Genomic DNA, 15,406 nt, shown 5'->3' with positions numbered 1-15,406 from the left:
GCCGGAGCTCTCCTTTTTTATTTTAAAGCTGCTTTTGTTAATGCACGATGGCCGATGTCTTTGCGATAGAAAAAGCCTTTTTCTACATCAATATGAGCCATTTGTTTGTATACTTCTTGCTGCGCTTCTTGAAGGGTTGCTCCTTTGGCACCTACTAATAGAACGCGGCCCCCGTTTGAAACGTATGTGTCGTTTTCTAAAGCTGTACCAGCGTGGAAAACAAGCGCGTCTTCACTAATCGCATCCAACCCGTTAATTGGCGCACCTTTTTGATAATCTTCTGGGTAGCCTGCTGCTGCTAATACGATTCCGATAGCCGCTTCGTCATCCCATTCAATTTCTACTTTTTCTTCTTTCAAAATGCGAAGAAGCACATCGACTAAATCGCTTTTCATACGCGGCAGTACAACCTGTGTTTCAGGATCTCCAAAACGCGCATTAAATTCAATCACTTTTGGTCCTTTTTGTGTTTGAATCAGACCAGCATATAGAATTCCTGTATACTCACAGCCTTCTTCAGCTAATCCTTTAGCCATTGGAAGTAAGATGTTTTCTACAGCCTCTTGTACTTCTGCATCACTGATTTGCGGAACAGGAGAGTAAGCTCCCATGCCTCCTGTGTTCGGACCTTGATCGCCGTCAAAAGCACGCTTATGATCTTGTGCAATTACCATTGGATATACATTTGTACCGCGTACAAATGCCATTAATGAAAATTCTTCACCATCCAAAAATTCTTCTACAACTACTTTTGCACTTGCTTCTTTAAACTTTTGGTCAACTAGAAAATCACGTAATGTATCTACGGCTTCTTCTACTGTTAAAGCAACAGTTACACCTTTACCAGCTGCTAAGCCGTCTGCTTTAATAACAATTGGAGCGCCTTGCTTTTCCACATATGCTTTTGCTTCCTCGTAAGACGTAAATGTTTCATACGCTGCGGTTGGAATATCATACTTTTTCATGAGCTCTTTTGCAAAGCTTTTGCTTCCTTCAATCATCGCTGCTTGTTTACGCGGTCCAAAGACTGGAAGACCTTCTTGTTCAAACCGATCAACAATGCCTTCAATTAGCGGATTTTCTGGTCCAACAATTGTTAATCCAATCTTGTTTTCTTTTGCAAACTGCACAAGCTCTTCTTGGCTGCTTTCATCGATTGGTACAATCGTTGCCACATCTCTCATGCCCGGATTTCCTGGTGCTACAAACACTTCGTTAACAAGTGGACTTTTTGAAGCTTTCCATGCAATTGTATGCTCTCTTCCGCCTTTTCCAATAACTAAAACATTCACGTTCTTCACCTCATTAATGTTTAAAATGTCTTACGCCTGTAAATACCATTGCAATGCCGTATTCATCTGCTTTTGCAATTGACTCTTCATCACGAATTGATCCGCCCGGCTGAATAATAGCTGTGATTCCTGCTTTAGCTGCTGCTTCTACTGTATCGCCCATTGGGAAGAACGCATCTGAACCTAAAGCTGAACCTTGTGCTTTTTCACCAGCTTGTTCAATCGCAATTTTTGCAGCGCCTACGCGATTCATTTGACCAGCTCCGACGCCAATTGTCATGTCATCTTTCGCAAGTACAATAGCATTAGACTTAACATTCTTAACAACTTTCCATGCTAATTTTAAATCTGCCCACTCTTTTTCTGTTGGCTCACGTTTCGTTGGAACAGTAATCGTTGCATCATCAAATCCGAACACATCTTCATCCTGAACAAGCACGCCGCCTTTTACAGATGTTAAGAAAGCTTCTTTTTCTGCTTTTTCATCAAGCTCTATCGTTAGTAAACGAAGGTTTTTCTTAGCTGTTAATACATCTAATGCTTCTTGATCGAACGCAGGAGCAATGATGATTTCTAAGAAGATTTCTTTTAACTGAATAGCCGTTTCACGGTCGATAGGACGGTTAGCTGCTACGATGCCGCCAAAGATAGATGTAGGATCCGCTTCGTATGCTTTTTGATAAGCTTGAGCAATTGTTTCACCCACACCTACACCGCAAGGATTCATATGTTTGATCGCTACGATAGCCGGCTCTTTGAATTCTTTTACGATTTGAAGAGCTGCGTTTGCATCGTTGATATTATTGTATGATAACTCTTTTCCATGCAGCTGCGTAGCTGTTGCAATAGAACCTTTTTGTGTTAACGGCTTTTTATAGAAAGAAGCTTGTTGGTGAGGGTTTTCTCCGTATCGTAAGCCTTGAACACGCTCATACGTTACTGTTAATTTCTCAGGAGTTGTTTCACCTGTAATGTTTGTTAAGTATTCAGCGATTAATGCATCATAAGCTGCCGTATGACGGAATACTTTTGCTGCTAGTCGTTGGTTGGTTTCAAATGAAACATTGCCATCCGCTTTTAACTCTTCTACTACGGTTGCGTAATCGCTTGGATCTACTACAACTGAGACAGAACGATAGTTTTTCGCAGCTGAACGAAGCATTGTAGGTCCACCGATGTCAATATTCTCAATCGCTTCAGCAAGCGTTACATCCTCTTTTTCAATTGTCTTTTTAAATGGGTATAAGTTTACAACTACAAAGTCGATTGGCGAGATATTATGCTCTTTCATTTGAGCTTGATGCTCTTCATTATCGCGTAACGCTAATAAAGCACCGTGAACGTTAGGATGCAATGTTTTTAAACGGCCGTCTAAAATTTCTGGGAAACCAGTTACTTCAGAGATTCCGATAACGTCAATGCCGTTTTCTTCTAGGGTACGCTTCGTACCGCCAGTTGAAATAATTTCTACTCCTAAGTCCTTTAATTCTTGTGCAAATGAAACAATACCTTCTTTATCAGATACGCTAATAAGCGCGCGTTTTGCTGTCATTTTGTAAACTCCTCCTGATCCGATCTCTCATTTAAAATCTTTCTTTCACTACTACTCTACCATAGTAAAGGATTAAAACTTTTTTGACAAGGTTCCATCCTATTTATTTAACTGCGGCTTGTTCAAATAATTCATTCAGTACCGCGGGATAAAATTGATGTTCAATTTCATGAATACGGGCCTCAACTGTTTCTCTTGTATCGCCTTTTTCAATGCGAATAGCCTGCTGGTCAATAATTGGTCCTGTATCCATGCCTTCATCTACAAAATGCACGGTAATTCCAATCACTTTTACTCCTGCATCAAAAGCTTGACCAATAGCATCAATCCCAGGAAATGCAGGTAAAAGCGACGGGTGAATATTAACAATACGATTTTTGTATGGCTTAAGCAACGTCGAACCAACTAATCGCATATATCCTGCTAAAACAAGAAATTCTACTTTAGCTGATGTAAGCTCTGCAAGAATTGCTGCTTCATACGCTTCTTTATTTTCATAGTTTTTAGGCGAACAAACAAAGCATGGTATTCCACATGCTTTTGCTCGTTCAATTACGTATGCATCGGGTTTATTGCAAACAACAAGCGCGATATTTGCTTTTAATCGACCTGACTGAGTTGCTTCGTAGATGGATTGAAAGTTACTGCCGTTTCCAGAAGCAAACACTGCAATATTTATCATGCAAACGTCCCTCCAGCAAATTCAACACCTGTTCCTTCTTTGACACGTCCGATAACAAATGCTTTTTCGCCTTCGTTTTCAATTGCTTCAATGACTTTATTCATATCTTCAGGTTCAACAGCTAAAACAAATCCGATTCCCATGTTGAATACTTCGAACATTTCTTTACGGTCTAGCTTGCCTTGCTCTTCAAGGAAATCAAACACGTATGGAATTGGCCAAGAACCATAATCGATTTCTACACCTAAACCTTCAGGAAGCATACGAGGGATATTTTCAACAAATCCGCCTCCAGTAATATGAGCCATACCTGCAATCTTAGCTGCATGTAATGCTTTTAGGACCGGCTTCACGTATATTTTTGTTGGTGTTAATAACTCAACTCCAAGCTTTTCGTTAAAACCAGCGTAAGTTTCTTGAAGATTTAATCCTTGATCATCAACGATTTTACGTACAAGAGAGTAGCCATTGCTGTGGATACCGCTAGATGAAATACCGATCAACAGCTGTCCAGCTTTAATCTCATCTCCAGTAATAATTTCTGACTTTTCTACTGCTCCTACTGTAAACCCTGCAAGATCATATTCATCTTCTTCGTATAAACCTGGCATTTCAGCTGTTTCTCCGCCAATTAACGCACAGTTGGATTGTTCACAGCCGTCTGCAATTCCTTTTACAATCGATTCAATTTTTTCAGGAACTGCTTTCCCGCAAGCAATATAATCTAAGAAGTAAAGAGGCTCTGCTCCTTGTGCTAAAACGTCGTTTACACACATGGCCACTGCATCCACACCGATCGTGTCATGCTTATCCATTTGAAAAGCAAGTTTCAATTTTGTTCCTACTCCATCTGTACCAGAAACAAGAACAGGCTCTTTTAAATTCAATGTAGATAAATCGAACATTCCGCCAAAGCCACCCACTGTTCCCATAATACCTGCACGAGCAGTGCGTTCTACGTGCTTTTTAATACGTGAAACAGCTTCATATCCTGCTTCTAAGTCAACTCCAGCTTGTTTATATGAATATGACATGTTGTCACTCCTTTTTTACGTTAAAACTAACAAGTTACCTTTTCATGAGGGTGTACAGTATCTGGATAAATTTCAGTTGGATACTTTCCAGTGAAACATGCCATACACTGTCCGCCGTTGCCTTCATACTGTCTGCCGATTGCATCTACTAACCCTTCGTTGCTTAAGAAAACAAGTGAATCAGCTTCAATCAATTCACGAATTTCTTCAACAGAGCGCGTAGCAGCAATTAGCTCAGAGGATGACGACGTGTCAATTCCATAAAAACATGGATTTTTGATAGGGGGTGAACTGATGCGTACATGTACTTCAGTTGCTCCTGCTTCTCGAAGCATACGAACAATGCGACGGCTTGTTGTGCCGCGAACGATAGAGTCATCTACCATGACAACACGTTTACCCTCTACAATTTTACGTACAGGAGACAGCTTCATTTTTACACCTTGTTCACGCAATTCTTGTGAAGGCTGAATGAACGTACGGCCTACGTATCGATTCTTAATTAAACCCAATTCGTATGGAATTCCTGACTGTTCTGCAAAACCGATCGCTGCTGAAATACTTGAATCGGGAACGCCTGTTACAACGTCTGCTTCAATCGGTGACTCAACTGCAAGTTGTTTCCCAAGGTTTTTACGAGCAGAGTGAACATTGATTCCATCAATATTACTGTCTGGTCTTGAGAAATAAATATATTCCATACTGCAAATTGCGCGGTTTACGTTTAATGTGAAACGTTCTGATTGAATACCTTCATCATTAATAATGAGTAATTCACCCGGCTCTACATCACGCTCATGAACTGCTCCAACAATATCAAACGCACATGTTTCAGAAGCTACTACATAAGCATCACCTAATCGTCCAATTGATAACGGACGCAATCCGTGAGGGTCAAGTGCAACCATCATCGTATCTTCTGTTAAGATAACGAATGCGTATGCGCCTTTAACCATTGATAAAGCATTTTTTACTTTATCTTTCATATCTTCATAGCCGCTTCGTTTAATTAAATGAGCAAGTACTTCTGTATCCGATGTTGATTGAAAAATACTCCCTTGGTTTTCCAGCTGATGCTTTAATGCATTTGCATTAACCAAGTTTCCATTATGAGCTAACGCAAGGCTTCCGCTATGAGAGCGGAAGTGAAGGGGTTGAACATTTTCAAACCCTCCGCCTCCAGCTGTTGCATAACGAACGTGTCCAATTGCTGCTTTACCGTTTAGTTGCTCTAACTCTCCGTGGCCAAATACTTCGTTAACAAGACCGACACCTTTCATTACTGTCACTTTTTCTCCGTCTGTTACAGCAATACCAGCGCCTTCTTGTCCGCGGTGCTGCAAGCTATGCAAACCGTAATAAGCAATCTGGCTTGCATTTTCATGTCCCCATACACCGAATACGCCACATTCTTCGTTTAAGCCTTTGATTTCAGCAAGCATGGAAGCGCTCCTTTCCAAGCAGTAGTTAATTCTTCAACTGATAATTGAACAAGAACATTTTCTTGATGTTTAACAGTTAATGTTGCGTCTTCTGTTACGCGTCCTACTAATGTTACATCTTGTACAAGCATTTCGAATTTTTCTTTATTCTCTGGAGAAACCGTTACGATAAAACGTGATTGTGTTTCACTGAATAGCTCTGCTGTTGCTTCGCCGTCTACCGTTACGTCCACACCTAATCCGCTGCCGTTCATCACTTTTTCAGCTAGGGCTACCGCGAATCCTCCTTCTGCAATATCGTGAGCAGATTGAACTGCGCCTTCACGAATTGCTTGAAGAAGCTGATCTTGACGTGTTTTTTCAACTGCTAAATCTAATTTAGGTGAATGCCCAAATACCGTACCGTTTTCTAGTACTTTTTGAAGCTCAGTACCTGCGAATTCTGCTTCAGCTTTACCAATCACATAGATTAAGTCATCTTTTTGCTTCGCATATTGAGTTGTAATATGGTTGAGATCGTCGATCAAACCAACCATTCCGATAACAGGAGTTGGGTAAATTGCTTCACCTTTTGTTTCATTGTAAAGAGATACGTTACCGCCGATAACCGGAGTTGATAGCTCACGGCAAGCGTCGCTCATACCGTCTGTTGCTTTTTCAATTTGCCAGAAGATTTCTGGTTTTTCAGGGTTACCGAAGTTTAAGCAGTCTGTAATTGCAAGAGGCTGGGCACCTGAACATACAAGGTTACGAGCAGCTTCTGCTACTGCAATACGGCCGCCTACTTCTGGGTCTAGGTATAAATAGCGAGAGTTACAGTCTGTTGTCATCGCTAATGCTTTATTTGTATCACGTACACGAACAACCGCCGCATCAGATCCAGGAGATACAACTGTGTTTGTACGTACTTGATAGTCATATTGGTTGTAAACCCACTCTTTGTTTGCAATAGTAGGCTGTTTTAAAAGTGTTACTAACATATCACTGTGATTTTCAACAGTAGGAGCATATGCTGACTGCTCTTGGAACTCACGATAGTATGCTGGTTCTTGAGATGGCTTGTGGTATACCGGTGCATCTTCTGCTAATGCATCTACAGGAACATCTGCTACTACTTCTCCGTTATGAGTTAAACGAAGGCGCTTATCGTCGGTTACATGACCAACTGAAACAGCTTCTAATCCGTATTTTTCTACGATTTCTACGATTTCATTTTCACGGCCTTTTTCAACAACGATAAGCATGCGCTCTTGAGATTCTGAAAGCATCATTTCATATGGTGTCATACCTGTTTCACGCTGAGGTACAAGATCAAGGTTCATTTCAATACCAGAACCCGCTTTACTTGCCATCTCTGCTGAAGAACTTGTTAAGCCCGCAGCACCCATATCTTGAATACCGACTAAAGCGTCACACTTGATAAGTTCTAAGCAAGCTTCAAGAAGAAGTTTTTCCATAAATGGATCTCCTACTTGTACAGCAGGACGTTTTTCATCTGACTGATCAGATAGTTCTTCAGAAGCAAATGTTGCGCCGTGGATGCCGTCGCGGCCTGTTTTTGCTCCTACGTACATAACCGTGTTGCCAACGCCTTTAGCTTGACCTTTTTGAATGTCTTCGTGATTAATTAAACCCACACACATAGCGTTAACAAGCGGATTTCCTTCATATGAAGCTTCAAACTGAATTTCTCCGCCTACTGTTGGGATTCCTACACAGTTACCGTAACCTGCGATTCCCGCTACTACTTCCTCAAACAAATGACGAACCTTTGGAGATGTTAATTCACCAAAACGCAAAGAGTTTAAAAGTGCAATCGGTCTTGCTCCCATTGAAAAGACGTCACGAATGATACCACCTACACCAGTTGCTGCTCCTTGATAAGGTTCAATCGCTGATGGATGGTTATGACTTTCGATTTTAAATACAACGGCTTGGTTGTCACCAATATCAACGATACCAGCTCCTTCACCAGGACCTTGTAATACTTTTTCACCCGTGATAGGGAATTTTTTCAGTACAGGCTTAGAGTTTTTATAACTGCAGTGCTCTGACCACATAACAGAGAATAAGCCTGTTTCTGTATAATTAGGAGTACGACCAAGCAGTTGCTCTACATTCGCAAACTCTTCGTCTGTTAATCCCATGTCTCGATATAACTTTTGTTCTTTAATTTGCTCTACATTTGGTTCAAGAAGTAACGACATTTTGTTCCCTCCACTGCTTTACGATTGATTGAAATAATTTAAGTCCGTCCGCGCTTCCTAAAAGATCGCTTACCGCTCTTTCTGGGTGAGGCATCATTCCTAATACGTTGCCTGTTTGGTTCGTAATCCCTGCAATATCTTGAAGACTTCCGTTTGGATTATCACCTGCGTATTGGAAAAGAATCTGGTTGTTTTCAATCAATTTTTGTAACGTGTGTTCATCACAATAGTAGTTGCCTTCACCGTGTGCCACTGGAATAGCAATTACTTCATCTTTGCCATAAGCATTTGTAAACATTGTTTCGTTATTAGCTACTTTCAAATTCACTGTTTTACAGATGAATTTTAAGTTTTCATTACGGCGCATAGCACCTGGCAGTAATCCTGCTTCTAATAAAATTTGGAATCCATTACATACACCTAGTACTGGCTTTCCTTGGCTTGCTGCTTTTTTTACAGCGTCCATTACATTTGAGAAACGAGCGATAGCACCTGAACGAAGGTAATCTCCATATGAGAAACCACCTGGAAGCAAGATACCATCATATTGATCTAATGATTCTGTATCGTGCCAAACGTAATCTACTTCTTCACCAAGCTCATCTTTGATAGCATGATACATATCGACGTCACAGTTTGATCCTGGAAAAACAATTACAGCAAATTTCACTGTACGACAACCTCCTCAACCTCGTAACGGTAATCTTCAATTACTGTATTAACTAAAAGCTTTTCACACATTTCTTTTACGCGTTCATCTAATGAATCTGTGCTGTCGATTGTTAGCTCTAAAAATTTACCGATGCGTACTTCTTCTACTTCTTCATAAGACATACGGTGCAATGAATTTTTAACGGCTACTCCTTGAGGGTCTAATACACTTTCTCTTAATGTGACAAATACTTTTACTTTATACATGGTTGGGTTATCCTCCGATTCGCTGTAAGATTTTTTCGTATGCTTCTGTTAAACCGCCTAAATCTCTGCGGAATACATCTTTATCTAATTTTTCGTTCGTATGAACATCCCAGAAGCGGCAAGTGTCAGGTGAAATTTCATCCGCTAAAATAATGTCGCCTTGAGAAGTACGGCCGAATTCTAATTTAAAATCCACTAAGAAAATATCTTTATCTTTGAAAAATTTCGATAATATTTCGTTGATTTGAAGTGCTTGTGCCTTTAAACTATCAATCTCTTCTTGAGTTGCAGCTTTAAGGAAAATCGCATGTTCTGCAAGAATTAATGGATCACCAAGCGCATCATCTTTGTAGTAAAGTTCAACGATTGGCTGTTCAAAACGAATACCTTCTTCTACGCCAATTCGCTTCGCAAGGCTTCCTGCTGTAGCATTTCGTACAACAACTTCAAGCGGGACAATTTCTACTTTCTTAACCGCTTGTTCATGATCTGAAAGCTGCTTCACAAAGTGAGTTGTAATCCCTTGCTCATGTAACATTGAAAATAGTAAACTACTAATTTGATTGTTCAACTGTGCTTTTCCGCTAATCTCCGCTTTTTTCTGACCGTTGAATGCTGTAGCTTCATTTTTATAAGCAACCCACAATACATCTTGCTCATCAGTAGCGTAAATTTTTTTCGCTTTTCCTTCATAAAGTAACTCTTGCTTTTCCATGCTGTCACCTCTACATACAGAATATTCAGATACACTTTCTTAGATAAAGGCAAGGACGTGCCTTGCCTTTTTTATTAAAGACCTAAACGTTCAAAAATCATATCTACATTTTTTAAATGGTGCTTATGATCGAAGCAATCTTCAATCTCTTCTGGTGATAAGTGGCGAGTAATGCGCTCTTCGCCTTCAATTAAAGAACGGAAAGGAACTTGCGTTTCCCATGCTTCCATTGCTTTTGGCTGTACTAAGTCGTATGCTTCTTCGCGTACCATGCCTTTATTGATTAGTGTTAACAGTACACGCTGTGAGTAAATTAATCCTAGTGTACGATCCATGTTGCGCTTCATGTTGTCAGGGAATACTGTTAAGTTTTTAACAATGTTTGCAAAACGATTTAACATGTAATTTAAAGCAATCGTTGCATCAGGTAAGATGACACGCTCTGCCGATGAATGAGAGATGTCACGCTCATGCCAAAGCGGTACATTATCATAAGCTGTAACCATATAGCCGCGAATTAAGCGAGCAAGTCCCGTTACGTTCTCAGAACCGATTGGGTTACGTTTATGAGGCATTGCAGATGAACCTTTTTGACCTTTTGCAAAGTACTCTTCAACCTCACGTGTTTCACTCTTTTGAAGACCGCGAACTTCTACTGCAAATTTCTCAATAGATGTCGCAATTAACGCTAGTACTGACATATAGTGTGCATGACGGTCACGCTGTAATGTTTGCGTAGAGATTGGTGCTGGTGAAATTCCTAATTTCTCACATACGTATTTTTCAACGAAAGGATCGATGTTAGCGAACGTTCCAACTGCTCCTGACATTTTACCGAATTCCACTTCAGCTGCAGCACGTTTTAAACGCTCTAGGTTACGCTTCATTTCTTCGTACCATAATCCCATTTTCAAACCAAATGTCGTTGGCTCAGCGTGTACACCGTGCGTGCGTCCCATCATAACCGTATACTTATGTTCTTGAGCTTTTTCCTTTAGTACTTCTACAAAGCGCTCTAAGTCACTTAGCAAGATTTCATTAGCTTGCTTTAATAAATAAGATAGAGCTGTATCAACTACGTCAGTTGAAGTCAAACCGTAGTGTACCCACTTGCGCTCTTCACCAAGCGTTTCAGATACTGCACGAGTGAAAGCTACTACGTCATGACGCGTTTCTAGTTCAATTTCATTGATGCGGTTAATATCAAAAGATGCATTTTGACGAATTAACTTTACATCTTCTTTCGGAATATGTCCTAATTCTGACCATGCTTCGCAAGCTAGAATTTCAACTTCTAACCAAGCTTTAAATTTATTTTCTTCTGTCCAAATAGCTGCCATTTCTGGTCTTGTATAACGTTCAATCATGTTGTTACTTCCTCCGTTCTTTCCCAAATTCCTAGAGATTCGGCTTTTTCTATCGCCTCATCTATCTTATCAGCTAATACCGTGATATGTCCCATTTTTCTCTTCTCTTTTGCAACTTTTTTTCCGTACAAATGCAAGTGCATATCATCTAAACATTCGATTTTTGCCATTGTGTTCTCAATATGTTCCCCTAATAGGTTAACCATAACAGCAGGTTTTAATAAAGTCGGTTGTGCTAGGGTCCAGTTACAAATGGCTCTTACATGCTGCTGAAATTGAGAAAGATCACAAGCATTGATTGAATAATGACCTGAATTATGAGGTCTAGGTGCCATTTCATTTATATAAAGCTGACCTTCTTCAGTTAGGAACATCTCAACTGCTAATGTGCCAACTAAATCTAATCCTTTTGCTATTTCTTGCGCATATTGAAGAGCTTTCGCTTCTTGGTCTGCTGTAATACGTGCCGGAACAATCGTTTGGTGCAAAATATGATGCTTATGAATGTTCTCAGCTACTGGTAAACATACCGTTTCGCCTTTTGCATTGCGGTGTACAATAACTGATACTTCTTTATCTAAGTTCATCCACTGTTCTACAATGCATTCCGACTGTGCTAATAGCTCAGCTGCTTCACGAATATTATTCTCATTTTTCACTAGAACTTGCCCTTTACCGTCATATCCGCCTCGGCAAGTTTTTACGACACATGGATAACCAATTGTTTCGACAGCTTTTAAAAGTTCTTCTTCAGTCGTAACGATTGCGTAATCAGGAACGTCTAGATTAAGCTTTGTAATCATTTCTTTTTCTAAACGACGATTTTGTGTAACGGCTAGTAAATGACTGCCTTGTGGCACGTAGCATTTTGTTTCTAGCCATTTCATCATCTCAACATCAACGTTTTCAAATTCATAGGTGATGACATCTGACACTTCAGCAAGCTGTTCAACCGCTTTTCTATCATCATAGTTGCCAATGACTTTAATATCTGCTACTTGACCGCAAGGAGAATCTTCTGTTGGTTCAAGCACTGCAATGTAATAACCCATTTCTTTAGCAGATAGTGCAATCATTCTTCCTAGCTGTCCACCGCCTACGATTCCAATTGTTTTACCAGGAGGTATAAGTAAATTAGACAAGTTGATCACTACTTTCTAACACGGATGATTTAATAGACTCTCTACGATTTTCAAGTTGATCACTTAACATTGGATCCTGTGTTGCTAAGATTTGTGCTGCTAGCAGGCCAGCGTTCGTAGAACCAGCTTTTCCAATAGCTACTGTAGCTACCGGTACGCCGCCTGGCATTTGAACAATCGATAAAAGTGAATCTAAACCGTTTAAGTTACTTGATTTAACCGGTACACCTATTACAGGTAAAATTGTTTTTGCAGCAATCATACCAGGTAAGTGAGCAGCGCCACCAGCGCCAGCAATCATAACTTTAATCCCTCGTTCTTTAGCAGTTTCAGCGTACTCAAACATATAATCCGGCGTTCGATGTGCTGATACAACTTTCTTTTCATATTCAATATTTAATTCATCTAAAATGTCACACGCATATTTCATAGTGCTCCAGTCTGACTGACTGCCCATTACAACAGCAACTTTTACATTCATGAATAAAAGCTCCTTTTTCACGTTATAAAAAAACCTAGGGTAAAGTTATGGCTCACTAAAGGAAAGCCACAACTACCCTAGGTTTCATGTATCAACATTCCTTTTGAAAAGGAATCATGTTTACCTATTTAGTAATTGTACTCTCCTCATAGTCCAATGATTTACGGTCATCGGGTAGAAACTCGTGGGCCATATTCCCACTATTATATGAGGTTTCGGATATCTCAATTGACAACTTAATAATAACAGCCAAACCGGAAAAAAGTCAACCTAAAAATCGAATATTTACTATTTTTATCATTAAAATGTTCGTATTTAGAGACTTTTCCCTTCGAAAACAATCTGTTGCTTTACCGGAACATACTCTTTTTTACCATTTATTTCTTTTTCTTCAAAGATAGGCTTTTCCATGCGTCGAACGGGCATATACCCATCTTTTTTCATCCGATCTAAACAACTTGCGATTGTTTCATTTTCTTGTAATTCGTATAGTACTTTTTTTGATTTCTTACCCAAAATGCAGCCTCCAGTTTGAAAGAAGTTTCTTACAACGTCAAAAAGAACTTTTATAATAAAAAATTAAATGAATCCACTATAGTGTAACATAATTTAAAAGTTAAATTCACGCTGTAATTTTTAGAAACAAAAAAGACTAGTCATTGAATGACTAGTCTTTTTATTTGCCTGGCAACGTCCTACTCTCACAGGGACAAAGTCCCAACTACCATTGGCGCTAAAGAGCTTAACTTCCGTGTTCGGTATGGGAACGGGTGTGACCTCTTCGCTATCGCCACCAGACAAGAGATTGCTCTCTCAAAACTAGATAACAGTTCGCTGAGTAAAGCTTACGCTTTTAAAGTTTGGTTAAGTCCTCGATCGATTAGTATCAGTCAGCTACACATGTCGCCACGCTTCCACCTCTGACCTATCAACCTGATCATCTTTCAGGGATCTTACTAGCTTGCGCTATGGGAAATCTCATCTTGAGGGGGGCTTCATGCTTAGATGCTTTCAGCACTTATCCCGTCCACACATAGCTACCCAGCGATGCCTTTGGCAAGACAACTGGTACACCAGCGGTGTGTCCATCCCGGTCCTCTCGTACTAAGGACAGCTCCTCTCAAATTTCCTACGCCCACGACGGATAGGGACCGAACTGTCTCACGACGTTCTGAACCCAGCTCGCGTACCGCTTTAATGGGCGAACAGCCCAACCCTTGGGACCGACTACAGCCCCAGGATGCGATGAGCCGACATCGAGGTGCCAAACCTCCCCGTCGATGTGGACTCTTGGGGGAGATAAGCCTGTTATCCCCGGGGTAGCTTTTATCCGTTGAGCGATGGCCCTTCCATGCGGAACCACCGGATCACTAAGCCCGACTTTCGTCCCTGCTCGACTTGTAGGTCTCGCAGTCAAGCTCCCTTGTGCCTTTACACTCTACGAATGATTTCCAACCATTCTGAGGGAACCTTTGGGCGCCTCCGTTACATTTTAGGAGGCGACCGCCCCAGTCAAACTGCCCACCTGACACTGTCTCCCGGCCCGATCAGGGCCGCGGGTTAGAATTTCAATACAGCCAGGGTAGTATCCCACCGACGCCTCCACCGAAGCTAGCGCTCCGGCTTCTCAGGCTCCTACCTATCCTGTACAAGCTGTACCAAAATTCAATATCAGGCTACAGTAAAGCTCCACGGGGTCTTTCCGTCCTGTCGCGGGTAACCTGCATCTTCACAGGTACTATAATTTCACCGAGTCTCTCGTTGAGACAGTGCCCAGATCGTTACGCCTTTCGTGCGGGTCGGAACTTACCCGACAAGGAATTTCGCTACCTTAGGACCGTTATAGTTACGGCCGCCGTTTACTGGGGCTTCGATTCAGAGCTTCTCCCAAAGGATAACCCCTCCTCTTAACCTTCCAGCACCGGGCAGGCGTCAGCCCCTATACTTCGCCTTGCGGCTTCGCAGAGACCTGTGTTTTTGCTAAACAGTCGCCTGGGCCTATTCACTGCGGCTCTCTCGGGCTATACACCCTACCAGAGCACCCCTTCTCCCGAAGTTACGGGGTCATTTTGCCGAGTTCCTTAACGAGAGTTCTCTCGATCACCTTAGGATTCTCTCCTCGCCTACCTGTGTCGGTTTGCGGTACGGGCACCTCCCGCCTCGCTAGAGGCTTTTCTTGGCAGTGTGGAATCAGGAACTTCGGTACTATAATTCCCTCGTCATCACAGCTCAGCTTTCATGATGAGCGGATTTGCCTACTCATCAGCCTAACTGCTTGAACGCGCATATCCAGCAGCGCGCTTACCCTATCCTACTGCGTCCCCCCATTACTCAAACGGCGGGGAGGTGGTACAGGAATATCAACCTGTTGGCCATCGCCTACGCTTTTCAGCCTCGGCTTAGGTCCCGACTAACCCTGAGCGGACGAGCCTTCCTCAGGAAACCTTAGGCATTCGGTGGACAAGATTCTCACTTGTCTTTCGCTACTCATACCGGCATTCTCACTTCTAAGCGCTCCACCAGTCCTTACGGTCTGACTTCGCTGCACTTAGAACGCTCTCCTACCACTGACAT

13 protein-coding genes, 2 rRNA genes and 1 riboswitch (1 of these 16 running past the window's edge) are annotated in these 15,406 nt (G+C 41.5%); all 15 genes read right to left on the bottom strand.

Translation table 11 applies throughout. The features are described 5' to 3' along the window. Nucleotides 1–17: 17 nt before the first annotated feature. Nucleotides 18–1,292, bottom strand: coding sequence for a phosphoribosylamine--glycine ligase (gene purD, locus BG04_RS12930; RefSeq protein ID WP_034654678.1), 1,275 nt, complete (start codon nt 1,290–1,292; stop codon nt 18–20). A 13-nt stretch (nt 1,293–1,305) separates the two neighbouring features. Further along, on the bottom strand, nt 1,306–2,844 hold the full coding sequence (gene purH, locus BG04_RS12925) for a bifunctional phosphoribosylaminoimidazolecarboxamide formyltransferase/IMP cyclohydrolase (protein ID WP_025752921.1): 1,539 nt from the start codon (nt 2,842–2,844) through the stop codon (nt 1,306–1,308). 103 nt (nt 2,845–2,947) lie between these two features. Further along, nucleotides 2,948–3,526, bottom strand: coding sequence for a phosphoribosylglycinamide formyltransferase (gene purN, locus BG04_RS12920; protein WP_014461934.1), 579 nt, complete (start codon nt 3,524–3,526; stop codon nt 2,948–2,950). After that, the gene (purM, locus tag BG04_RS12915) at nt 3,523–4,560 is read right to left on the bottom strand and encodes a phosphoribosylformylglycinamidine cyclo-ligase (protein WP_013081441.1); all 1,038 of its coding nucleotides are present in this window, start codon (nt 4,558–4,560) and stop codon (nt 3,523–3,525) included. The genes purN and purM overlap by 4 nt, the downstream gene beginning before the upstream one ends. 26 nt (nt 4,561–4,586) lie before the next feature. Next, the gene (gene purF / locus BG04_RS12910) at nt 4,587–6,002 is read right to left on the bottom strand and encodes an amidophosphoribosyltransferase (RefSeq protein ID WP_013055041.1); all 1,416 of its coding nucleotides are present in this window, start codon (nt 6,000–6,002) and stop codon (nt 4,587–4,589) included. Beyond that, entirely contained in the window at nt 5,978–8,209 is a 2,232-nt protein-coding gene (gene purL / locus BG04_RS12905) for a phosphoribosylformylglycinamidine synthase subunit PurL (protein ID WP_028410200.1), read from the bottom strand. Before purL ends, purF begins: the two co-directional genes overlap by 25 nt. Further along, a complete protein-coding gene (gene purQ / locus BG04_RS12900; protein ID WP_034654677.1) occupies nt 8,193–8,879 on the bottom strand; it encodes a phosphoribosylformylglycinamidine synthase subunit PurQ in 687 nt (228 codons plus the stop codon). The genes purL and purQ overlap by 17 nt, the downstream gene beginning before the upstream one ends. Next, on the bottom strand, nt 8,876–9,127 hold the full coding sequence (gene purS / locus BG04_RS12895) for a phosphoribosylformylglycinamidine synthase subunit PurS (RefSeq protein WP_013055038.1): 252 nt from the start codon (nt 9,125–9,127) through the stop codon (nt 8,876–8,878). The genes purQ and purS overlap by 4 nt, the downstream gene beginning before the upstream one ends. 7 nt (nt 9,128–9,134) lie before the next feature. After that, on the bottom strand, nt 9,135–9,842 hold the full coding sequence (purC, locus tag BG04_RS12890) for a phosphoribosylaminoimidazolesuccinocarboxamide synthase (RefSeq protein WP_013055037.1): 708 nt from the start codon (nt 9,840–9,842) through the stop codon (nt 9,135–9,137). A gap of 74 nt (nt 9,843–9,916) precedes the next feature. Further along, a complete protein-coding gene (purB, locus tag BG04_RS12885) occupies nt 9,917–11,209 on the bottom strand; it encodes an adenylosuccinate lyase (protein WP_034654674.1) in 1,293 nt (430 codons plus the stop codon). After that, entirely contained in the window at nt 11,206–12,351 is a 1,146-nt protein-coding gene (gene purK, locus BG04_RS12880; protein ID WP_013081438.1) for a 5-(carboxyamino)imidazole ribonucleotide synthase, read from the bottom strand. Before purK ends, purB begins: the two co-directional genes overlap by 4 nt. Next, nucleotides 12,344–12,832: a 5-(carboxyamino)imidazole ribonucleotide mutase gene (purE, locus tag BG04_RS12875; protein WP_034654672.1), complete on the bottom strand. Its 489-nt coding sequence runs from the start codon at nt 12,830–12,832 to the stop codon at nt 12,344–12,346. The genes purK and purE overlap by 8 nt, the downstream gene beginning before the upstream one ends. A 129-nt stretch (nt 12,833–12,961) precedes the next feature. Beyond that, nucleotides 12,962–13,063, bottom strand: a riboswitch (purine riboswitch). An 84-nt stretch (nt 13,064–13,147) separates the two neighbouring features. Further along, nucleotides 13,148–13,348, bottom strand: coding sequence for an NETI motif-containing protein (locus BG04_RS12870; protein ID WP_014461942.1), 201 nt, complete (start codon nt 13,346–13,348; stop codon nt 13,148–13,150). A 166-nt stretch (nt 13,349–13,514) separates the two neighbouring features. Further along, nucleotides 13,515–13,630: ribosomal RNA gene (gene rrf, locus BG04_RS12865) — 5S ribosomal RNA — on the bottom strand. 62 nt (nt 13,631–13,692) lie between these two features. Next, nucleotides 13,693–15,406 (bottom strand): 23S ribosomal RNA (locus BG04_RS12860); it runs 1,222 nt beyond the window's last position.

It is taken from the genome of Priestia megaterium NBRC 15308 = ATCC 14581, from assembly GCF_000832985.1.
Taxonomy (GTDB): domain Bacteria; phylum Bacillota; class Bacilli; order Bacillales; family Bacillaceae_H; genus Priestia; species Priestia megaterium.
The sequence above is the reverse complement of the archived record's forward strand: the minus strand, read 5'-3'. Positions and strand labels throughout refer to the sequence as shown.